This window comes from Dactylosporangium salmoneum (assembly GCF_039532525.1).
Classification (GTDB): Bacteria; Actinomycetota; Actinomycetes; order Mycobacteriales; family Micromonosporaceae; genus Dactylosporangium; species Dactylosporangium salmoneum.
Window position 1 is genome coordinate 79581 of sequence record NZ_BAAARV010000120.1, and the last position, 20301, is coordinate 99881.

General features: G+C 73.5%; 18 protein-coding genes. 11 read left to right on the top strand and 7 right to left on the bottom strand.

Annotation, left to right across the window (positions count from 1 at the left end; genetic code table 11):
* Window positions 1-3: 3 nt before the first annotated feature.
* Window positions 4-1563 (bottom strand): ABC transporter substrate-binding protein, encoded by a 1560-nt coding sequence (locus tag ABD352_RS51335; RefSeq protein ID WP_344619971.1) that lies wholly within the window; start codon window positions 1561-1563, stop codon window positions 4-6.
* Between the two features lie 49 nt (window positions 1564-1612).
* On the bottom strand, window positions 1613-2728 hold the full coding sequence (locus ABD352_RS51340; RefSeq protein ID WP_344619972.1) for a mandelate racemase/muconate lactonizing enzyme family protein: 1116 nt from the start codon (window positions 2726-2728) through the stop codon (window positions 1613-1615).
* Between the two features lie 444 nt (window positions 2729-3172).
* Between ABD352_RS51340 and ABD352_RS51345 the strand changes: the two genes are divergently transcribed.
* The 4 genes from ABD352_RS51345 to ABD352_RS51360 all read left to right on the top strand — a co-directional run bounded on the left by ABD352_RS51345 (window position 3173) and on the right by ABD352_RS51360 (window position 6797).
* On the top strand, window positions 3173-3886 hold the full coding sequence (locus ABD352_RS51345; protein WP_344619973.1) for a GntR family transcriptional regulator: 714 nt from the start codon (window positions 3173-3175) through the stop codon (window positions 3884-3886).
* 335 nt (window positions 3887-4221) lie between these two features.
* Window positions 4222-4461: a hypothetical protein gene (locus ABD352_RS51350; protein WP_344619974.1), complete on the top strand. Its 240-nt coding sequence runs from the start codon at window positions 4222-4224 to the stop codon at window positions 4459-4461.
* A 112-nt stretch (window positions 4462-4573) separates the two neighbouring features.
* A complete protein-coding gene (locus tag ABD352_RS51355) occupies window positions 4574-6157 on the top strand; it encodes a glycoside hydrolase family 10-like protein (protein WP_344619975.1) in 1584 nt (527 codons plus the stop codon).
* A 7-nt stretch (window positions 6158-6164) separates the two neighbouring features.
* Window positions 6165-6797 carry a hypothetical protein gene (locus ABD352_RS51360; RefSeq protein ID WP_344619976.1) on the top strand — a complete coding sequence of 211 codons (633 nt, stop codon included), beginning with the start codon at window positions 6165-6167 and terminating at the stop codon, window positions 6795-6797.
* Here ABD352_RS51360 and ABD352_RS51365 read toward each other — a convergent pair.
* Window positions 6736-7578 (bottom strand): DUF3626 domain-containing protein, encoded by an 843-nt coding sequence (locus ABD352_RS51365; RefSeq protein ID WP_344619977.1) that lies wholly within the window; start codon window positions 7576-7578, stop codon window positions 6736-6738. The genes ABD352_RS51360 and ABD352_RS51365 overlap by 62 nt on opposite strands.
* An 85-nt stretch (window positions 7579-7663) precedes the next feature.
* On the opposite strand from ABD352_RS51365, the gene ABD352_RS51370 reads away from it, so the two are divergent.
* From ABD352_RS51370 to ABD352_RS51385, 4 genes are all read left to right on the top strand, one after another.
* Window positions 7664-8176 (top strand): SigE family RNA polymerase sigma factor, encoded by a 513-nt coding sequence (locus tag ABD352_RS51370; RefSeq protein ID WP_344619978.1) that lies wholly within the window; start codon window positions 7664-7666, stop codon window positions 8174-8176.
* A 1-nt stretch (window position 8177) separates the two neighbouring features.
* Complete coding sequence (locus ABD352_RS51375; protein WP_344619979.1) at window positions 8178-9329, top strand: hypothetical protein; 1152 nt, start codon at window positions 8178-8180, stop codon at window positions 9327-9329.
* Window positions 9330-9831: 502 nt separating this feature from the next.
* Window positions 9832-12636 (top strand): AfsR/SARP family transcriptional regulator, encoded by a 2805-nt coding sequence (locus tag ABD352_RS51380; RefSeq protein ID WP_344619980.1) that lies wholly within the window; start codon window positions 9832-9834, stop codon window positions 12634-12636.
* A 66-nt stretch (window positions 12637-12702) separates the two neighbouring features.
* Complete coding sequence (locus ABD352_RS51385) at window positions 12703-12876, top strand: hypothetical protein (protein ID WP_344619981.1); 174 nt, start codon at window positions 12703-12705, stop codon at window positions 12874-12876.
* Here the strand turns inward: ABD352_RS51385 and ABD352_RS51390 are convergent.
* Together ABD352_RS51390 and ABD352_RS51395 are read right to left on the bottom strand one after the other, a co-directional pair.
* The gene (locus ABD352_RS51390) at window positions 12867-13337 is read right to left on the bottom strand and encodes a hypothetical protein (protein ID WP_344619982.1); all 471 of its coding nucleotides are present in this window, start codon (window positions 13335-13337) and stop codon (window positions 12867-12869) included. The genes ABD352_RS51385 and ABD352_RS51390 overlap by 10 nt on opposite strands.
* Before the next feature lie 146 nt (window positions 13338-13483).
* Entirely contained in the window at window positions 13484-13942 is a 459-nt protein-coding gene (locus ABD352_RS51395) for a hypothetical protein (protein ID WP_344619983.1), read from the bottom strand.
* Window positions 13943-13980: 38 nt separating this feature from the next.
* Here ABD352_RS51395 and ABD352_RS51400 point away from each other — a divergent pair, with 38 nt between their 5' ends.
* The 3 genes from ABD352_RS51400 to ABD352_RS51410 all read left to right on the top strand — a co-directional run bounded on the left by ABD352_RS51400 (window position 13981) and on the right by ABD352_RS51410 (window position 16256).
* Entirely contained in the window at window positions 13981-15258 is a 1278-nt protein-coding gene (locus ABD352_RS51400) for an alpha-hydroxy-acid oxidizing protein (protein ID WP_344619984.1), read from the top strand.
* A gap of 90 nt (window positions 15259-15348) precedes the next feature.
* Window positions 15349-15897, top strand: coding sequence for a DUF4232 domain-containing protein (locus tag ABD352_RS51405; protein ID WP_344619985.1), 549 nt, complete (start codon window positions 15349-15351; stop codon window positions 15895-15897).
* Window positions 15898-15908: 11 nt separating this feature from the next.
* Window positions 15909-16256: a hypothetical protein gene (locus ABD352_RS51410; protein WP_344619986.1), complete on the top strand. Its 348-nt coding sequence runs from the start codon at window positions 15909-15911 to the stop codon at window positions 16254-16256.
* Window positions 16257-16361: 105 nt separating this feature from the next.
* Here the strand turns inward: ABD352_RS51410 and ABD352_RS51415 are convergent, their stop codons facing one another.
* Window positions 16362-18263, bottom strand: a complete 1902-nt coding sequence (locus tag ABD352_RS51415) for an RICIN domain-containing protein (protein ID WP_344619987.1) — start codon at window positions 18261-18263, stop codon at window positions 16362-16364.
* Window positions 18264-18275: 12 nt separating this feature from the next.
* On the bottom strand, window positions 18276-20228 hold the full coding sequence (locus tag ABD352_RS51420) for a discoidin domain-containing protein (protein WP_344619988.1): 1953 nt from the start codon (window positions 20226-20228) through the stop codon (window positions 18276-18278).
* Window positions 20229-20301 lie beyond the last annotated feature (73 nt).

Here is a 20301-nt window from a genome sequence, read left to right on the forward strand (position 1 = left end):
GGGTCAGGCGAGGTAGGCGCCGGCCAGGTACATGTGCGCGCCGTTGGCGGCGGACAGCCCCTGCACCTTGCGGTTCTTGCCGTACACCTGGCCCTCCCAGCCGGGGATCATGTTGGCCGCGGCGTCGTTGACCATCGCGAGCGCGTCGCCGAAGAGCTGCTTCTGCTGCGCCTGGTCGGTGGTCGCGGTCGCCTTGGCGACGAGCTCGTCGAACTGCGGGTTGGAGAAGTGGGTGATGTTGAGGTCGCCGCCCTTGCCGTACAGCCGGGGAAGGGCCTGCGAGACGTGCAGCCGGGCCACGCTGATGCCGATCGCGGGCTTCTTCTTGAAGATGTCGGTGAAGAAGGTGGCGTGCGGCCACGTGATCACGTTGGCGTTGATGCCGCCAGCCTCGGCGGTGCTCTTGAAGCTGACCGCGGTGTCGAGCTTGTCGCCCTCGTAGGCGTAGACGTCGAACCCGAAGGTGCCGCTGACGCCGGCCTCCTTCAGCAGGGCCTTGGCGCGGTCGGGGTCGTAGGGCCGCGGCTGCAGACCGGACGGGAAGAAGGGGTCGGCCGGCGGGATCGGGATGTCCGGCGAGATGATGTCGATACCGGGCGCCACGACCGACATGATCTTCTTGCGGTCGGCGGCGTACTGCATGGCCTGGATGATCTTCTGGTTGTTGAAGGGGGCGGTGTCGCCGAACATGGTCAGGCCGACCCAGCCGCCGTTCTTGAGCATGTAGGGCTCTACGCTGCCCTTGAGCAGCAGCGTGTTGGCGCCGGTGATGTTGTCGACGACGTCCTGACTGCCGGAGGTCACCGCCTGGAGCCGGGTGGCGTCCTCCGCGATGACCACGATCTGTACCGCGTCGAGGTACGGCTTGCCGTCCTGCCAGTAGCCGTCGAACCGGGCGAGGGAGGTCCGCGCGGCGGCGTCGAAGCCGGTCAGCGTGAACGGCCCGGTGCCGTTGCCGGCCTTGAAGTCGGTCGTGCCGTCCTTGACGATGCTGAAGCCGGCCGCCGAGACGAGCACGGGGATGAAGGCGTTGGGCTTGGTCAGCGTCAGCTTGACCGTGCTCTGGTCGACCGCCTCGACGCCGGAGGGCTGCAGGTAGGGGCCGATCTGCGCCAGGCCGACCGCGGCGAGTGCCGGGTCGAGGATCCGCTTGAACGAGTAGACGACGTCCTGCGCCGTGAGCGGGCTCCCGTCGTGGAACTTCACGCCCTGGCGCAGCTTGAACGTCCACGTGAGCGCGTCAGCGGTCGACTCCCACTCGGTCGCGAGGGCGGGAGTGAGCTGGTAGTTCTCGTCGGCGCGGACCAGCGTGTCGTAGCAGTTGGTCGCGATCAGCAGCGGCATCGTGCCACTGGCCTTGGCCGGGTCGGCGACCTGGGTCGCGTTGCCGGCGGCAACCGCCCAGCGCAGCGTGCCGCCCCGCTTCGGCGTGCCGGTGCCGCCGCTGGACGACGATGACGGCGTGCCGTCGCCACCGCACGCGGAGAGCCCGAAGAGTCCTACACCGAGCGCCGCTCCGGCGCCCGTCTTCAATATCGTCCGCCGATTGATCAGATTCGTCATGGGGGTCTCCGATCGCCTCAGGTCATGCGTTGATGGGTGCTGCGCAGGGTCAGCCGGCCGCGTGTCGAACGAAGTCCTCGTCGACCGTGATGCCGAGACCAGGACCATCCGGTATCGACATCCGACCGGCGGCGAAGGCGAAAGGTTCGCTCGCGAGCCGGGTGCGCATCGGGTTGTCGAACCGGTCCACCTCGAGCAGCGGGGAGTCCGGCCCGACCAGTTCGGACGGTTCGGGGATGAGGCTGATCGCCTGAAGGGTCGCGGCCAGGAGCACCGCGCCGCCCCAGGCGTGCGGTACGCACTGCCGACCGCGCAACGCCGCGAGGTCGGCGACGAACAGCAGTTCGCCGATGCCGCCGCAGATCGCGACGTCGGGCTGGACGATGTCGACCGGCGTGCGGTTGAGGAAGGCGTCGAACGCGCCGCGCGTCTCCAGGCCCTCGGCCGCGGCGATGGCGATGTCGAGCCCGCCGAGGTGCTCGTACCCCGGGTACGTCAGGCCGCCGCGGTGCCGGATGAGCGGCTCCTCGAGCCACCGGAAGCGCAGCTCCGCCAGGGCCCGGGCGACCTCGCGGGCGCGGGGCACCGCGTAGGCGCCGTTGGCGTCGACCATGAGATCAACCTCGTCGCCGACCAGGCGGCGGACGTTCGCCAGGATCGGCAGCTCGCGGGTGGGTGCGAACCGTCCGATGCGGATCTTGCAGGCGGTGAAGCCGTCGCGGACGGCCGTGGAGACCTCGTCGGGCCAGCTGTGCTCGGGGTTGACGCCTTCGACGTACCCGCCGCTGGAGGCGTAGCCGCGGACACTGTCGCGCCGGCGGCCGCCGTAGAGGGCGGAGACGGACACGCCGAGCCGCCGGGCGCGCAGGTCGTCAAGGGCGATCGCGATCGCGCTGAGCGCGAGCTGATCGGCGGTCGCGACGCGAAGCTCGTCGATCAGCGGGCGTGCGTCGGCGGCGTCCCGCCCGACGAGAAGCTCGCCGATCTCCTCGATGGTGGCGGCGACACCCGCGCGGGCGTAGGTCTCGCCCCAGCCGTCGAGGCCGTCGTCGTCCCGTAGTCGGACGAGGATGCTGCGCCGCTCACGGTAGGTGGCGCCGGACGGACCGGCCGCCGCCGTGACCGGTTGCCGGAGCCGGAACACCTCGACCCGCTGGATCGCCATCGCCCACGCTCCTCGTCGGTGAAGATGCCTGGCAGGCCCCTTGATCGCCGAGTATGTTCAACGTCTCTTCGAGGTGTCAATACATTTTCGAATCTCAGCGGCGATCTGTTACATCTCCGGCCACATTCGCGGGCTGCCGCCCGTCGAGAAGATTCCGGTACCATGTCATTCGCCGGATTTAGCGGTACCGCGGGCTTGGTCGGATTGGCGACGATGGGCGGGCACACGCGGCAGCGCGGGTCCGTGCACACTGAACCGGGCGTCGGCGCCGGTCGGCCACGGTTGCGGGGGAGAGCCTGGCGCGGGCCGCCGCTGTGCCGCCGGTAGACGTCCGCCAGGCGGCTGCCGCTGGTGAGCGTGTCCGATGGTCCTCGGTGACGTTCGACAACACGCGGCGATTTCGACAATGTGCCGATGTCTCAAGATTCTCCTAGACTGTCAACCATGCCACGCAGTGAAACCCGCGCGGAGCGCATCTACACCAACCTCCGCGGCGACATCCTGACCGGACGACTACTCCCCGGTCAGCGGCTGCCGTTCGCCGAGCTCGGCGCCCGCTACGGCACGAGCGTGGGCGTCCTCCGTGAGGCGCTGTCCCGCCTGGTCGAGCAGGGCCTCGTGCTGTCGGAGCCGCAGCTCGGCTTCCGGGTCACGCAGGTGTCCGAGGAGGACCTGCGCGACCTGACGAGCACACGCATCGACATCGAGACGCTGTGCCTGCGGCACGCCATCGCGCACGGCGACATCGCCTGGGAGTCACGCCTCGTCGCGGCGTACCACACCCTCGACCGCACGCCCGAGCTCGCGTCGACCCAGCCGCCGACCGTCAACGAGGACTGGGCCGCCGCCCACGCCGCGTTCCACGCGGCCATACTCGAGGGCTGTCCGAGCCGGCGGCTGCGCGACATCGCCAACTCGCTGCGCGATGCCGCCGAGATCTACCGCCGGTGGTCGCGCCACCTCGGCAGCGAAGACACCCGCGACATCGCCGGCGAGCACCGCGCCCTGCGCGACGCGGTCCTCGCACGCGACGTCGAGCAAGCCGAGGCCGCACTGACCCAGCACATCTCCTACACCACGCACGCGCTGCTCGCCTCTGCGCCGGACGACCTGACGACGTCGAACGACGCCACACCCGCCGGCGCCGCACCCGCTTGACCCGGTCGCCGGCCGGCGTCGCCGCCCGAGGAGCCGTCCGGCAGGGACGGCTCCCCCGTCTCGGCGATCCGGGGGGCCAACCCGGGCGTGCGTGTCGTCGCGGTTGAACCGGCCCCGGACGGGCCGCGGTGAGCGTCGCCGACCGCGGGCACAGCACTCGGCCGTCGCCGCCACGGAACGGACCGTGTTCTTCGTGCGGGTGGCCAGGCGGGTGGCGCGCGGTTGGCAGCGTCCGCGCGCATGGGTGGCATCGGGTTCTCGATCGGCTTTGACGGGGACGGTGACGTCGACACGGCGCGCGCGGCGGTGTGGGAGGAGATGCGGACGTTCGCGCAGTGGTTCCATCGATCACGCGCTGCGCCGGCCGCGTGCCCGGCGCGTGGGCGCAGCTGATGGCCCTCGCGCCCGAGGTGGGCCACGACGGGAGAGACATGGCCCTGCAGGCGTTGTTCCCGTTGTACCGAGCGCCGCAGCGCACCGAGGACGAGCGGGACGCCTACCGGGCGGCGCTGCGGGCTGCCCTCGCCGAGTACCGCAGCGACACCGCGTTCTACCTGCTCAAGGAGCTGGGCTAGAACTTGACCCAGCCGTCGAAGCCGCTCGGGGACAGTCATGGGGTTGTTGAAAATTCCCAACGTACGCGGTTGAATGAAGAAATCTTTCGTCGTCGATGGAAGGTTGGTCGCCGTGTTCGGTCGTGTCTCCCGCCTGGCCGCCGTCGCGCTCCTCGCGCTCGTCCCGCTCGCCGCCGCCCCCACCCCCGCCGGCGCCGCCGCCCCAGCCCCGGCGGCCTGCGTCCCGAACCCGGCCACCCCCAAGCACCAGATGCGGGCGATGTGGATCGCCAGCGTGGTGAACATCGACTGGCCCAGCGCGCCCGGGAAGACCCCCGCCGAGGCGCAGGCCGAGTACGACGGCTGGCTCGCCCTGGCCAAGGCGCGCAACTTCAATGCCGTCATCGTGCAGGTCCGCCCGCACGCCGACGCGTTCTGGCCGTCGCCGTACGAGCCGTGGTCGCAGTACCTGACCGGGGTGGCCGGGCAGGACCCCGGCTGGGACCCGCTGGCCTACCTGGTGCGCCGGGCCCACGAGGAGAACCTGGAGTTCCACGCCTGGTTCAACCCGTACCGGGCCGGCATGCCCGCGCCCGGCGGGGCCGGGACCGACGTGTCGAAGCTGCCCGCGAACAGCCCGCTGCGGGTGCACCCCGACTGGGCGGTGCCCTACCCGGTGAACAACGCGGCCGGCCGGCTGTACTTCGACCCGGGCATCCCCGCCGCCCGCGCCTGGGTGGAGGACGCCATCATGGACGCGGTCACGAAGTACGACATCGACGGGGTGCACTTCGACGACTACTTCTACCCGTACCCGGCCGCCGGGCAGGACTTCGGCGACGACGCGAGCTTCGCGCAGTACGGCGGCGGCTTCTCCGACAAGGGCGACTGGCGCCGCGACAACATCGACCGTCTGATCCGCGAGATGGACACCCGCATCCATGCCGCCAAGCCCTGGGTGCGCTTCGGCGTGAGCCCGTTCGGCATCTGGCGCAACAAGGCCGCGGACCCGCTCGGCTCCGACACCAACGGCACGCAGTCCTACGACGCCAACTTCGCCGACACCCGCAAGTGGGTGAAGGAGGGCTGGATCGACTACATCGTGCCGCAGGTGTACTGGAACATCGGCCTCGCCGTCGCCGACTACGCCAAGCTCGTGCCGTGGTGGGCCGACGTCGTCGCCGGGACCGACATGCAGCTGTACATCGGCCAGGCCGACTACAAGGTCGCCGCCGCCGGCCAGCCCGACGCCTGGTTCGACCCGGCCGAGCTGTCCCGGCACCTGACCCTGAACCGGCAGTACCCGCAGGTGCTCGGCGACGTGCACTTCAGCGCCGTGCAGGTGCGCGCCGACCGGCTCGGGGCGGAGACCCTGCTGACCGAGGAGCACCGCACCCGCCCGGCCTTCCCGCCGTCGTGGGGCCCGGCCGCGCCGATGCTGTTCCCGGTCATCACCTCGGTCCGCCGGACCGATGCCGGGGTGGACCTGCGCTGGCGGCCGCTGAGCCCCGCCGCCTCGTACGGCGTCTACCGCCTCGACGGCACCAGGCTCCCCAGCGGCTGCGACCTGGCCGACGCCGCACACCTGGTCGCCACGGTCCGCGGCGCCGGGTGGACGGATCCGACCGCCGAACCGGGCCACCGCTACACGTACGTGGTCACGTCCCTGGACCGCCGCTGGCACGAGAGCCCGCCGAGCCCGCCCCGGTGGGTATGACGGAAGGGTGCGCTATCGCTTCGACGGCTGGATCGCCGGCCTCGGCACCGCCAGCGGCACCCGCCTGGTCCTCGGCCACTGGCCCAGCTCCCCGCTGGGCCCGTCCACCGACGTGATGGTCGAGTCGCCGGCCGGCCGGCGCACCCTGCTGGCCGGCACCCGGCGGCTGGCCGAGTTCGTCGCGGCCACCTACGCCTTCGACGAGGTCCGGACCGTGCCCGTCGAGATCGTGCGGGGCCGGACCTGGGCGGTGACCGCGGGCCCGCTGCGGTTCTCGTTCCGGGTCGGCCCCCGCGGCGCGCTCGGCCGGCTGCTGCGGGCCGTGCCGCCGCCGCTGGCCCGCCGGCCGGCGTGGATCCGGCTCATCGACCTGCCGGCCCGGGCCCTGCTGCCCGGCGTGCGCACCTACGGCTCGGCGGGCAACGGCCGCCGCGAGTGGTACGGCGCCCAGGACCTCCACCCCATCACCGCCGCCACGGCCGAGCTCGACGGCGTCGACCTCGGCCCGCTCACGGACGTGATCCCGCCGGTCCGCTTCGGCTTCGGCTCGACGCCCCGCAGGCCGGCCCTCGTCCGGGTCACGACGACGGTCGCATCTCCGGGCTTCCGAACCGCGCCACGTAGTGCCAGACCCGCTTGAGCGCCTGCTCGTCGTGGCGCCCGGTGCGGGCCGCGTCCCCGAGGATGCGCGGGTCGAGGCGCCCGCCGCGGGCCAGTGCCAGCCCGAGCTCGACGAACTCCGGGCCGCGGTACTCCGGGTGGCGCCGCAGCTCTTCTGCCTCCAGCGCGAAGCCGCCGTGCCACTCGACCGGGCAGCCGAGGCTCCCGGCGAGGGCCGCGACGGGGGAGTCGCGGTAGCACGGGTCGAGGACCAGCGCCTCGATGTCGGCGGCCAGGTCCACGACGCCGTGCACCTGGGCCTCCACGTAGTCGTCGAGCGGGTCCGTGTCGTCGCGCTCGGCCATCGCGACCAGGTCCGTGAGGCCCGCCGCCACCCCGAAGTGCTCGGGCTCGCCGAAGCTGTCGGGGTAGCAGAACGTGGTGCGCGCGAGTGCCTCGGGCCGCAGCCGCAGGTGCGCGGAGCCGAACCGCGGCGAGCCGCCGACCGTGCGCCGCCGGAAGTTCAGCGAGCCGTACTTCGGCCGGTGCTCGGCCGCCGCGGCGTCGTACGCCCCGTTGAAGATGCGGCTCTCCCAGCGCCACCGGTCCCCGCCGACGTGCGCGGTGAGGCCGCCGTTGCTGGTGCCCGTCTCGAACTGCGACCGGTACACGCCGTCGCGGGCCATCGCCGCGAGGATCGGCTCCCCGCCCGTCAGCCGGTCGGGGTGGAAATGCAGCGTCACCCGCCACCCGGGGTCCCCGGCACTCCCGGTCGCGAGCGCCGTCACGTGCGCGATCGCCAGGTCCTGTGGCCGCTGCATGACGCGCATTATGCCGCCCCCACCACTCAACCTTTCCCCGCCGCGGACCCGTCGGTTGGGTGAACGGCTACCGAGAGGACGGCGGATGCGGGGAAGCTCCCGGGCCGGTGACGAGGAGGGCTACGTCGACTACGTGTCGGCGCGGCTCCCGGCGCTGCACCGCGCCGCGTTCCTGCTGTGCGGCGGGGACGGACACCGGGCCGATGACGTGGTGCAGGCCACGATCACCAAGGTGTACCAGCACTGGCGGCGCGTCGCGCGCAGCGACAACGTCGACGCGTACGTGCACCGGATGCTCGTGCACGCGGTGATCGACGAGAAGCGGCAGCCCTGGGCGCGCGTGCGGCTGGTCGCGGCGCACCGGGACGGGGCCGGGGGCGAGCCGTACGCGGGGGTCGAGGACCGGGGACAGCTCGTGGGCGCGCTGCGGCGGTTGCCGCCGCGGCAGCGGGCCGTGCTCGTGATGCGGTTCCTGCTCGACCGGCCGATCGAAGAGGTGGCCGAGGCGCTGGGGTGCTCCGTGGGAACGGTGAAGAGCCAGAGCTCGCGGGGACTCGACGCACTGCGCGACATGCTTTCGACGATCGAGGAGCGCTGAGATGGACGAGGACGAGCTGCGGCAGCTCATGCTGGCGGCCGACGTGCCGGCGAGCGGGGCCGACGTGCGGCAGGCCATCGCCGACGGGCGGCGGGCCCGCGGGCGGAGGATGGTGTTCAGCAGTACGGCGGCCGGGGTGGCGGTGCTGGCCGCGGTGGGCACGTTCGTGGCCTTCGGGCCGATGCGGGCCGGACCGTCCGGGATCGAGCCGCCCGCGGCCGCCGGTGGACGCTCGGCCGGCGGCCCCGCGTCCAGCTGCTCGGCCGCCTACCTGGAGGTTCCGGCCGGCACGACCGCCATGGTGACGGCGATCGACCCGGCCGGCAACCTGGTCGGGGGCTACCTCGACCCGCAGCACCCGGGCCCGGTGCGGTGGCGCGAAGGTCAGCTCCTGGAGCGGCTGCCGGGCGTGACCGGCGCCGTGGTCGACATCGGGGTCGACGGGTCCGTGGTCGGGTACGAGGCGAACGAGGCGGACGAGAGCACGGGCTGGGTGCTGATCGGCGCCCAGAAGATCGAGCTGGCCCGGCTGTCCGGCTACCGGTGGACCAACCCGAGCGCCGTCAACGCCTCCGGGGTGGTCGCCGGCTGGGTGCACGGCGAGAGCCTCGACCAGAGCACGCCGGTGACGTGGTCGAGGGACGGGGCCGTGCACGCGCTGCGGGTGCCGGCCGGGGTCGGCGACAAGGACGTCCTGTCGGCCACGGCCCGGGGCATCGGCGACGACGGCACCGTCGTCGGGGACGTGCACGGGGTGCCGGTCGTCTGGGCCCCGGACGGCACGCCGCGGGCGCTGCCGCTGCCGGCCGGCAGTCAGGGCGGCACGGCCTGGGCGGTCGCCGGGAAGTACGCCTACGGCAGCGCCGGCCCGGCCGCGGTGCGCTGGGACCTGATCGCCGGCACGGTCACCGAGCTGCCCCGGGGCGGCGACTTCGGCGCCCGCGCGGGCACGGCCGGCGGCACGGCCCTGCTGACCGGCGACGGCGCGGACGTCCCGGCCCAGCGGGTCGCGCTGAACGGCGTGTCCGACCCGCTGACGGGCCCCCGCGGCGAGCCGGCCATGGCCTTCGCCATCAGCGACGACGGCACCACGATCGCCGGCGTGGTCGTCAACGGCGGCGACGGCCGCCCGGCCGTCTGGCACTGCCGCTGACCGCGCACATCCGGGCCGGCCGCGCGTTCCCGGGTCAGCGGGCGCCGCGGGCCGCGCCCGGGTGCTGCCCGGCGGCTGGTCGCCCCAGATGGCGTCGACCAGCCGCGCGGTCGGCACGACGGCGTTCGCCTCCAGCAGCTGCAGGAGCACGCCGTCCCCCGTTGCGGCCGCCGGATGCCTTCCGGCGGCCCGGCCAGCAGCGTGCCAGGGCGATGTTGGATTTTCGTTGATCCCCGTTGATACAGTCGCCAAGGTCGATACCCGGCGGGTATCCGCCCGCCGGACGGCCACATGGACGAGGGGGAAACATGCGGCGACTCCTGGCGGCTCTATTCGCCTTCGCGGCAATCGGAGCGGGCGCGGTGTGGGCCACCGCCGGGCCCTCCGGTCCGGCCGCGGTCGGGACCAAGTGCTTCACCGACGCCGGGGAGGTCAAGCCCTGCCCCGTCAAGTCCGAGCCAGCTTCACCGAGCCAGACGCCCTGAACCCGGGCGGCAGATCCGTGCTGCGGGTGAGCCTGCTCGGCCCGCTCGAGGTCACCGGCGCGGGTGGCGCGCCGGTGGAGCTGCCCGGCGGCAAGCCGCGGCTGCTCCTGGCGGTGCTGGCCTGCCACGCCAACCGCCCGGTCTCGGCGGAGATGCTCGCCGAGTCCCTGTGGGGACCGGCGCCTCCGCGGCGGGCCGGCACGAACCTGCGGGTGTACGTCCACCACCTCCGCAAGGCCCTGGGCGGCGACCGGATCGGGCGGCGCCCGGAGGGGTACGTGCTGTTCCTGGAGCCCGGCGAGCTCGACGCCGAGCGGTTCCGCGCCCTGGTCGCGCAGGCCCGGGCCGCCGTCGGCGACGAGCGGCCCGGCCGGGCCGCGGAGGCGCTGTCCGAGGCCCTCGCGCTGTGGCGGGGCCCGGCGCTGGCCGGGCTGGACTCGGCCTGGCTGGAGGCGGCCGGCCTGGCCGCCGACGCCGCGGGGCTGGAGGAGCAGCGGCTGCAGGCCCTGGAGCTGCGCTTCGAGGTGGAGCTCGGGCTCGGCCGGCCCGGCGGGGTCATCGCCGAGCTGCGCGCCCTCACCACCCACTACCCGCTGCGCGAGACGTTCCGGGGCCTGCTCATGCGGGCACTCATCGGCGACGGCCGCGGCGCCGAGGCCCTGGCGGTGTTCGAGTCGACCCGCCGGGTGCTCGCCGACGAGCTGGGTCTCGACCCGAGCCGGTCGCTGCGCGACCTGCACCTGGCGGTGCTGCGCAGCCAGGCCCAGGAGGGGACCGCCGACGAGGCGCCGCGTCCGGCCGCGGTCGTGCCGCGGCAACTGCCGGCCCGGGCGGCCGGGTTCGCCGGGCGGGACGAGTCACTGGCCCGGCTGGACGCGCTCGTCGCCGACGCCGAGGGCGGTGCGGTGCCGATCGCCACGATCAGCGGCGCCGGCGGGGTCGGCAAGACCACGCTCGCGGTGCACTGGGCGCACGCGGTCGCCGAGCGTTTCCCGGACGGGCAGCTGTACCTCAACCTGCACGGCTTCGACCCGGTCCGCCCGCCCGCCGAGCCCGCCGCGGCGCTGGGCGTGCTGCTCACCGCGCTCGGCGTGGCGCCCCGGGAGGTGCCGGTCGACCCGGCCGAGCGGGAGAACCTCTACCGCAGCCTGGTCGCCGGCCGGCGGGTCCTGGTGGTGCTGGACAACGCGCACGACGCCGCCCAGGTCCGCCCGCTGCTGCCCGGCGGCGCCGGCTGCATGGTGCTGGTGACCAGCCGTGACCTGCTCACCGGGCTCGTCGCGGCCGGCGCCCGGCCCCTCGTGCTCGACCCGCTGGACACCGCCGAGGCCTACGACCTGCTGGAGCGGCGGCTCGGGGCGGTCCGGATGGCGGCCGAGCCGGCCGCGGTGGCCGCGCTCATCGCCCGCTGCGGGGGGCTGCCGCTGGCCCTGAGCGTGGTCGCCGCCCGCGCCGCGGTGGTCTCCGACCCGTCGCTGGCCGCCCTGGCCGACGAGCTCGGGCGCCCGCACCGGGCCCTGGACGGGTTCAGCGGCGACGACGAGGCGACCGATCCGCGCAGCGTGTTCTCGTGGTCGTACCGCATCCTCGAACCCCCGGCCGCCCGGCTCTTCCGGCTGCTGTCGGCGCACCCGGGGCCGGAGTTCACCGCGGGCGCGGCGGCGGGGCTGGCCGGGGTGCACCTCGAGGCGGCCCGGGTCGCGCTGCGCCAGCTGCGGGTGGCGAGCCTGCTCACCGAGGCGAGCCCCGGCCGGTACGGCTTCCACGACCTCATCCGCGCCTACGCGGTGGAGCTGGCCGAGGCCACCGAGCCGGCGGCCGAGCGGGCCGCGGCCCTGTCCCGGCTGCTGGACCACCTGGTGCATACCGCCTACCCGGCGGCGCTGCTCATCGACCCCAACCAGACGCCGACGCCGATCGACCCGCCCGCCGAGGGGGTCGCGGCCGAGCCGGTCGAGGACCGCCGGCAGGCCCTGGCCTGGTTCGACGCCGAGCGGGCGGTGCTGCTCGCCGCCGTGGAGCGGGCCCGCCCGGACTTCCCGGCGCAGGCCTGGCAGCTCGCGTGCAGCTGCGTGGTGTACCTCGAGCGGACCGGCCGCTGGTCGGACAAGCTGGCCGTGCTGTCGGTCGCGCTCGAGACGGCCCGGCGCACCGGCGCGCGGGCGATCGAGGCCCGCACGCTGCGCAGCCTCGGCCGGACGCTGGGCCGGCTGCACCGGCACGACGAGGCCGCGGCCCGGCTGCGCGAGGCCATCGAGCTGTACCGCGACCTCGGCGACGGCGCCGGCCTCGCCCACGCCACCGCCACCCTCGGCGAGCTGCTCGAACACGCGGGCCGGCCGGAGGAGGCGATGGCGCTCAACCGGGAGGCGTGCGAGCTGTACCGCGCGGCCGGCCACGTCGTCGGCGAGGCCCGCTCGCTCGGCGGGATCGCGTCGCTGCTGAGCGTGAGCGGGCGGTACCGGGAGGCGATCGACACCGGCCGGGAGGCCCTCCCCCTGTTCGAGCGGGTCGGCGACCGGGTCGGCATCGCCGGGGTGCAGGACACGATCGGGCTGGCGCTGCACCACCTGGGCGCGCACGACGACGCGGTGCAGCGGTTCGGGCTGGCGCTGGAGGCGATGGCCGGCACCGGCGAGCAGTTCTACGTGGCGCTGGTGCTGCGGCACATGGGCGACGCCTTCCGGGCCGCGCAGGACGTGCCGGCGGCGCGGGAGCGGTACCGGCAGGCGCTGGCCATCTACGCGCGGCTCGGGGCGCGCGAGGCGGCCGGCGTGCGGGAACGCCTGGCCGCCCTGGACCATTCGCCGAGCGCGCGGTGAATCGCGCGGCGTTTGGCGATAGCGTGGGTATCTAGCCGAGCTGCGGAGCGAGTCGGCGCCGGCGACATGCGGGCCGTGCTCGCCGCCGGCGCCTCACGCCGGCAGGTCGAGGACGCGCTCGCGGTGTGCGCCGCGTTCAACACCACCGCCCGGCTGGCCGACGCCTTCGGCTTCGAGCTGCTCAGCCCCGAGGGCTTCGACGCCGGGGCGAAGTACCTGCTCAGGCGGGGCTACAACTGACCCCGGTGCCCGGACGGGGCCGCAAGGATGGCCAGGACCAGCATCGCCATCGCGGCCGAACCCGCGTAGAGCCCCCACCCGACGTCCTGGGTCAGCCCGTCCAGGTGCACGACGACCAGCTGGTCCCGGACGATGTCCCCGACGCCGGGGGAGGACGAGGACTCGGCCGCGGACCAGCCGAGCCCGCCGCTCGTGTCCAGCGGACCGATGGCCAGCCACTGCCACACGGTCAGGCCGAGCGCGGCGACGCACGCCGCGGCACAACCGCGGCGCACGTGACGGTTGGCCGACGCGAGGCTCAGGACGGCGGCGGCCAGGCACAGTGCGACCGCGACGGACCACCGGGTCGAGGCCTGCCACGCCGAGGCCGTGTTCGTCTCCCAGCCGTCGCCGCTGGCGAAGCGGGTGCGGAACCACGGCGCCAGGCTCGCCGCCGCGACGAGCGCAGCGGCGGCGACCACGAGCCACTCGCGGACCGCCAGCCGCCGAGCACGCCGGCCAACCGCGAACCAAGAAGTCGATCCCCGTGAATGCATCAGCAGCAATGTAAGGGATGCATGCCGTCCGGCGCAGGCCGCGGTGGACGGGCCGGACGACCTGGGCGGCGTCAGCGCCTGCGGGCGAGCTCACACGTCAGCACCCTGCGTAGGGCGTCGACCACGTCGCCGGGCGGGAAGCGGGTCAGCGCCGTCGTCTCCGCCCGCCGCAGCGCCGCCCCCAGGCCGGCGGCGGGGGCCGAGCGCACCACCGCCACCAGCCAGGCCTCCAGCAGCGTCGGGTCGTCGGGCAGCTCCAGATCGTCCGCGGCCGGGGAGGGCGGCGGCGCGGACCCGTCCGGCAGCGGCAGCCCCTGCGAGGCGTAGGCGGCCGGCGGCACGCCGACCCGGTACGCGTGCACGCACGTCGGCGTCCCGGTGGCCGCGCTCACCCGGTACCCCCGGGTGGGGTCGTAGGGGTGCTCGGGGCCCGGCCGCGGCGCCACGTCGAAGCAGCCCAGCGCGAGCGCCTGCCCGGGGCAGGCGACACAGGTCGCGTCCCGGATGTCAGCGGCGCTGGGCAGGACCACGCTCCCGACGGTACCCGCCCGCGGGGTACCTTCCAGCGATGACCACCCCGCCCGTCGGCCCGGGCCGCGCCCGTCAGGCCATCGTGTACCGCCAGGGGGCGCTCGGCCGCCGCCCCTCCGTCCCGGTCGACGCCGCCGAGCTCGAGCGGCGGGCCCGGCGGAAGATGTCCCGGGCGGCGTGGGCGTACGTGGCCGGAGGGGCCGGCGAGGGCGCCACCATGCGGCACAACCGGGCCGCGTTCGAGCGCTGGCGGATCGTGCCCCGGGTGCTGCACGGGGTCACCGCCCGGGACCTGGGCACCGAGGTCGCCGGCACGCCGTTGCGGGCACCGCTGCTGCTCGCCCCCGTGGGCGCGGGCGCGCTGATCCGCCGCGACAGCGACGTGCTCATCGCGCGGGGCGCCGCCGCGGCCGGGGTGCCGTACATCTTCTCCAACCAGGGCAGCAGCCCGATGGAGCGCACCGCGACGGCGATGGGTGACACCCCGTTCTGGTTCCAGCTGTACTGGTCGACGGACGAGCCCCTCGTCGACTCGCTCGTCGGGCGGGCCGAGGCGTGCGGGGCGCGGGCCATCGTGGTCACCGTCGACACCACGATGCTCGGGTGGCGGCCGCAGGACCTGAACCTCGGGTCGTTGCCCTTCGCGCGGGGGCTGGGCATCGCGCAGTACACCTCGGATCCGCGCTTCCTGGAACTCGCCGGGGCGCGGCCCGCCGGCGGGGAGCGGCCCCCGGTCACGCTGGGCGCGATCCGGACGCTGCTGTCGATCTCGCGGGCGCACCCGGGCGGGTTCTGGGCCAACCTGCGCTCGCCGCTGCCGCGCAAGGCGGTGGAGACGTTCCTGGACGTGTACTCCAACCCCGGCCACGACTGGACCCAGCTGGCCACGCTGCGCTCGCGCACGTCGCTGCCGATCCTGATCAAGGGCATCCTGCACCCGGACGACGCGCGCCGGGCGGTGGAGGCGGGCGTCGACGGGATCATCGTGTCCAACCACGGCGGCCGTCAGGTCGACAACGCCGTGGCCTCGCTGGACGCCCTGGCCGGGATCCGCGCCGCGATCGGGCCGGAGCCGACCGTGCTGCTCGACAGCGGCATCCGCACCGGCGCCGACGTGTTCGTGGCCCTGGCCCTGGGCGCGAACGCCTGCCTGCTGGGCCGGCCGCACCTGTACGGCCTGGCGCTGGCCGGCGCCGACGGGGTCCGCCAGGTCGCCGAGAACGTGATCGCGGAACTGGACCTCACGATGGCGCTGACCGGCGCCGCGTCGGTGTCCGCCCTCGACCCGTCGCTCCTGGCCCGGGCGGCCGGGTAAGGGCCCGCACCGGCTCAGCGCGCGGTGACGAGGGTCTCGACCGCCCGGCGGCCGAACAAGGGCTGCGGCCCTGCGGCGAGGATCGAAGGCATGAAGCTACGGGGAGATGCGGTCCGGATCGGGCCGCAAGTGTTCCTGGTCCTCGCGGTGCTGGCCGCGTGCGCGAAGCCGTTGCCGCCGGGCGGCACGCTGCCCACGCCGGCGCCGCCGTCCGCCGGCGCCGAGGACCTGGCCAGGTGCCCGGACGACGGGGTGCGGGTCACCGCCGAGCGCGGGGACGCGGCCATGGGGTACCGCGAGATGGCCATCAAGCTGACCAACTGCGGCGACCGGCCGTACGAGGTCGCCGGGCGCCCGCAGGTCGCGGTGCTCGGCAAGGACCGGGAGGTGCTGGCCGTCGACATCGTGCCCAGCACCCACTGGAACCAGACCGCCCACCCGGTGACGCTCGCGCCCGGCCAGAGCACCTCGGCCGTGCTCGCGTGGCGCAACCTCGTCACCGATCCGAACGTGGTGGTGACCAGCGGGGTCTACCTGTCGGTGTCGCCGAAGGAGGGGGCGACCGCCCAGGTAGTACGTCCACAAACCCCCCTCGACCTCGGCAACACTGGGCGGCTCGAGGTGAGCGTGTGGTTATAGAGTGACCGACTGTGCTGATGTCGTACGCGCACTACGAGTTCGTCGACGACGTGATGACGCTGGTCCTCGCCGAGGGCCCCGGTGAGTCGGGCACCGTGCTGCGGTTCACCCGGGCGACGTGGGACGACGCCGAGCGGTCGCACGAGGTCGGCAACGGCGACAAGGAGTGCGTGAGCGGCGCCGTGTGCGGGTGGCGGATGAGCGAGAAGCGGCTGGAGATCGACCTGCACGTGGTGCCGGCCGCGCAGCTCGGGCTCGGGCCGCGGCTCGAGCTGACCGTGGACGCGCCGCCGCAGCGGGTGGCGCGGGTGTACCGCGCCCTCGCCGACATCCTGACCGACGTGCCCGAGCGGCGCTGACCAGGCGCCGGCCCGGCGTCAGCGGGCCGTCCCGCCCGAGCGCGTCACCGTGGGCGTGGCGCGGTTCACGGTGGTGTTCGCGCTCGGGCAGGCGGCCGGTCCGTGTCAGGCCTGGGCGACCAGGCGGAAGGACTGAGCCGGACCGCCGGTGCACGTCCACTGCTGCAGCCACGCGCCGTCGGCGGTGGAGACGTCGCGGACGTCCAGGCACTTGCCGCTGTGCCGGGCCACGAAACGGTACGTCCCGTTGCCCAGCGACACCGCCTGCCACTGCTGGTTCGTGCCGCCGCCGTACGCCCACAGGTACACCTGCGGCCCGTCGCCGGTCGACCCCGTCCCGCCGCTCACGTCCCAGGAGAGGTTCGTGGCGTAGCGGTTGACGACCTGGTAGTAGCCGCCGCCGACCGAGCGGAACTGCCACTCCTGGTTCGTCGCGGCCGGGCTGCTGCAGGACCACTGCTGCAGCGCCGTGCCGTTGGCGGTGCCCCAGCCGGCGTCGTCGAGGCACTTGTTGCTGTTGGTGTTGATGACCTGGTACCAGGCGTTGGTGTTCGGGCCGCCGTCCGGGCTGGAGGTGGTCGGCGGGTTCGACGTCGGCGTGACCGTGCCGCCCGGCCAGGTGAAGGTGGCCATCGCGCCGGCCGGCAGGTTGTAGCCGAACGAGGAGCCTCCGTAGGAGACCTGGAAGTTCTGCGCGCCGCCGGAGTTGACGGCGACGAGCACGATCGAGCCGTCCGGGTTGCGGAAGGCGACGTTCTCGATGCCGCCCTGGCCCTGGCCGGTCGAGTCGATGCGCACCGCGCCCGGCTTGACGAACTTCGACAGGTGGCCCAGGACGTAGTACTCGGCGTTGTACGTCACCGAGCCGCCGTTGACCGTCACCACGCCCATGCAGTTGGTGCAGGAGCCGATGACCGGGCCGTGGTTCTGGTCGAGGGCCATGTTCCAGGTCGTGACCGTCTTGGCCCAGTTGCGCACGGCCCCGACGGCGAGGTTGCGGCCCTGCCACAGCAGGGAATCACCAAATGTGTTCGCGGACTCGGTGCCGGAGCACTCCGTGAAGTAGATGTCCTTGTTCGGGTAGGCGTTGTGCACCGTGGACTGTCCACTGGGGTCACCGCCGTAGCAGTGCCAGGCGGTGCCGGCGACGTTGTTGCCGGCGGACGCGAGGACCTGCTGCGGGAACGAGGTGTTGTCCCAGTTGTGGTCCCAGGCCAGGATCTTCGTGCTCAGCCCGGCCGACGACAGCTTCGGGGCGAGCGAGTTGATGATCCGGGCCTGCTGGTCGGACTGCATGAGCGTGCCGGGGTAGCCGGCGGGGGAGTACTGCGGCTCGTTCTGGATCGACAGGTAGTTCACCGGCACGCCGGCGGCCTGGTACGCCTGGATCGACTTCACCAGGTAGTCGCCGAACGCGCCCTCGTAGTTCGTGCTGAGCGATCCGCCGACCATGTTGCCGCTGGTCTTCATCCAGCCCGGCGCGCTCCACGGCACGCCCATCACCTGCACCGACGGGTTGAGCGACTTGGCCTGCGTGAGCAGCGGCAGGATGTACGCCTGGTCGTGCGCGACGGAGAACCGGGACAGGCTCGGGTCGGCCGCGCCGTCGTCGTAGCTGTAGAAGCTGCGCGCGAAGTCCGAGGCGCCGAACGGCTGGCGCAGGAAGCCCAGGCCGATGCCGGAGGACGGGCTGAACAGCGCGTTCATGATGGAGTTGCGCGAGGACGAGTTGTAGATGAGGTAGGCGCTGGAGTCGGTCAGCGAGGCGCCGAAGCCCACCATCGACTGGTAGGTCGTGTTCGGGTTCACCGTGATGACGGCGCCGCTGCCCGCGGTACCGAATGCGATTGAGCTCTTCTGCGTCAGCAGGTTGGCGCGGTCCGGGGTGGTCAGCCAGACGCTCGCCGAGGTGGCGGCCAGGGCGGGCGACGGGTTGGCGACCAGGTAGGCCGTGCCGGCGACGAGCGCGGTGGCGGCCGCGCCCATCGCCAGCATGCGGAGCTTCATGCGAACTCCCTACTACGAGTACAGACGGATGTCGGCGATGCTCCACCAGTTGCCCGCGGAGGCCGTCGACGTGATGCGCAGGTAGCGTGCCCGGGTCGGCTTGATGTCCACATTGGACAGCTGTCCGGCCCCGGTGCCCTGGGCGGCGGTCGTCCAGTGCGTGCCGTCGGAGCTGGTGGACAGCTGCCACGCGCGGGCGTAGTCGCCGACGCTGGCGCCGCTGTCGATCGCGACCCGGCGGAACTGCTTCGCCGAGCCGAGGTCGACCTGGAGGTACTGCCCGGGCTCCTGCCCCGTCCCGCTGGACCAGCGGGTGGAGCCGTCCTCGTCCACGGCCGCCTTGGCGTCGGTGCCGGGCAGCGAGGACGTGGCCGTGGCGCCGGCCATGGACAGCAGCCGCAGGCCGTCGTCGAGCACCCGGCTGGCGGGCCAGGTGAACGTGGCGAGCGAGCCGCCGGGCAGGGTGTAGTCGAACGAGTGGCCGCCGACCGCGACGGTGAAGGTCCGCGGCGCGTCGTTCTCGTTGTGGGCCACCAGGACCGTCGAGCCGTCCGGGTTGCGGAAGGCGACGTCGGTGACCTCGCCGTTCCAGGCGGGGTTGCCGAAGCTGGTGCTGGCGATGCGCACGGCGCCGGGCTTCACGAACTTGGCCAGGTGGCCGATCGTGTAGTACTCGGCGTCGGTGGTCCAGGAGCCTTCGCCGTTCGCGTTACCCTCGGCGGAGCCGTCGTTCTGGACGGTGATCAGGCCGGTGCAGGTGCCACAGCCGCCCAGGTGCGGGCCGCCGGTCGCGTCCAGCGCGAGGTTCCAGGTCACGGCCGACTTGGCCCAGTTGCGGGTGACGCCGACGGTGATGGTGCGGGCGTGCCACTTGAGGGTGTCGGTGAAGTACTGCGCCGGGGTGTCGTTGGCGCCGTGCGAGCCGGAGCACTCGGTGAACCAGATGCCCTTGTCCGGGTACGCGTCGTGCAGGGCGGTCTGCGCGCTCGGGTCGCCGTAGTAGCAGTGGTACGCCGTGCCGGCGACCCACTTGGCGGCCGGGCCGGACAGCAGCTTGTACGGGTAGTTCGTCTCCGGGTCCTGCCCGGGCGGGGTGTTGGCGACGTCGTTGGGGTGGGTCTGCCAGTTGTGGTCGTAGCCGAGGATCTTCGTGCGGGGGCTGAGGATCCGCAGCAGCGGCCCGAGGATCTCGATGACCTTGGACGCCTGGGTGGTGTTGAGCCCCATGACCGGGCCGCCGCCGGCGTCGCGGTTCTGCGGCTCGTTCTGCACGGTGATGTAGTCGATGGGCGCGCCCGCGGCGGTGTAGGCGAGCACGAACCGGGTCAGGTAGACGGCGTAGGCGGCGTACACCTTGGGGTCGTCCTTGAGCTCGCCGCTGGCGAGGGAGTCGCTGGTCTTCATCCAGGCCGGCGGGCTCCACGGCGTCGCCATGATCTTCAGCTGCGGGTTGAGTCGCTTGGCCTCCCGCAGCAGGGGCAGCACCTGCGCCCGGTCGTGCTCGACGCTGAAGTGGGCGAGGGTGAAGTCGGTCTGCCCGGGTGGCATGTCGTCGTACGTGTAGTGCTCCGGCGCCGCCGTGAAGTCCGACGCCCCGATCGGCTGGCGCAGGAAGCTCACCCCGGCCCCGGAGGCCGGGTCGAAGAGCGCCTTCATCGCCGCGGCCCGCTGCCCGGCGGAGAGCCGGTAGAGCACGCTGGCCGAGGAGTCGGTGATCGACGCCCCGAAGCCGTCCATGCTCTGGTAGGTCCGGCTCGGGTCGACGGTGATCGTGACCTGACCGCTCGCCGCGGTCCCGAACGGCACGGCGGCCCGCTCGTGCATGAGCTCGGCCCGGTCGATCGTGGTCACCCAGACGCGGGCCGAGGGCTCGTCGCCCCGCCCGGCCTGCGCGGCGGGCGCCCCGGCCAGCCCCAGGGCGACCGTGACCCCGCCCGCGACCAGCGGTAACAGCTTGTGTTGCATCGCTTCGACCTCCGAGGGTGCGGCGTGTAACAAATGAAACACAAATGTAACGGAGTGCTCGTCAGCACAGCAT

Excerpts from the sequence above, each read along its gene's own strand:
- ABD352_RS51375 (WP_344619979.1), top strand. The coding sequence starts at position 8,178 with ATGGACGAGGACGAGCTGCGGCAGCTCATGCTGGCGGCCGACGTGCCG.
- ABD352_RS51415 (WP_344619987.1), bottom strand. The coding sequence starts at position 18,263 with ATGAAGCTCCGCATGCTGGCGATGGGCGCGGCCGCCACCGCGCTCGTC.
- ABD352_RS51340 (WP_344619972.1), bottom strand. The coding sequence starts at position 2,728 with ATGGCGATCCAGCGGGTCGAGGTGTTCCGGCTCCGGCAACCGGTCACG.
- ABD352_RS51385 (WP_344619981.1), top strand. The coding sequence starts at position 12,703 with ATGCGGGCCGTGCTCGCCGCCGGCGCCTCACGCCGGCAGGTCGAGGAC.
- ABD352_RS51365 (WP_344619977.1), bottom strand. The coding sequence starts at position 7,578 with ATGCAGCGGCCACAGGACCTGGCGATCGCGCACGTGACGGCGCTCGCG.
- ABD352_RS51335 (WP_344619971.1), bottom strand. The coding sequence starts at position 1,563 with ATGACGAATCTGATCAATCGGCGGACGATATTGAAGACGGGCGCCGGA.
- ABD352_RS51420 (WP_344619988.1), bottom strand. The coding sequence starts at position 20,228 with ATGCAACACAAGCTGTTACCGCTGGTCGCGGGCGGGGTCACGGTCGCC.
- ABD352_RS51345 (WP_344619973.1), top strand. The coding sequence starts at position 3,173 with ATGCCACGCAGTGAAACCCGCGCGGAGCGCATCTACACCAACCTCCGC.
- ABD352_RS51400 (WP_344619984.1), top strand. The coding sequence starts at position 13,981 with ATGACCACCCCGCCCGTCGGCCCGGGCCGCGCCCGTCAGGCCATCGTG.
- ABD352_RS51370 (WP_344619978.1), top strand. The coding sequence starts at position 7,664 with ATGCGGGGAAGCTCCCGGGCCGGTGACGAGGAGGGCTACGTCGACTAC.
- ABD352_RS51405 (WP_344619985.1), top strand. The coding sequence starts at position 15,349 with ATGAAGCTACGGGGAGATGCGGTCCGGATCGGGCCGCAAGTGTTCCTG.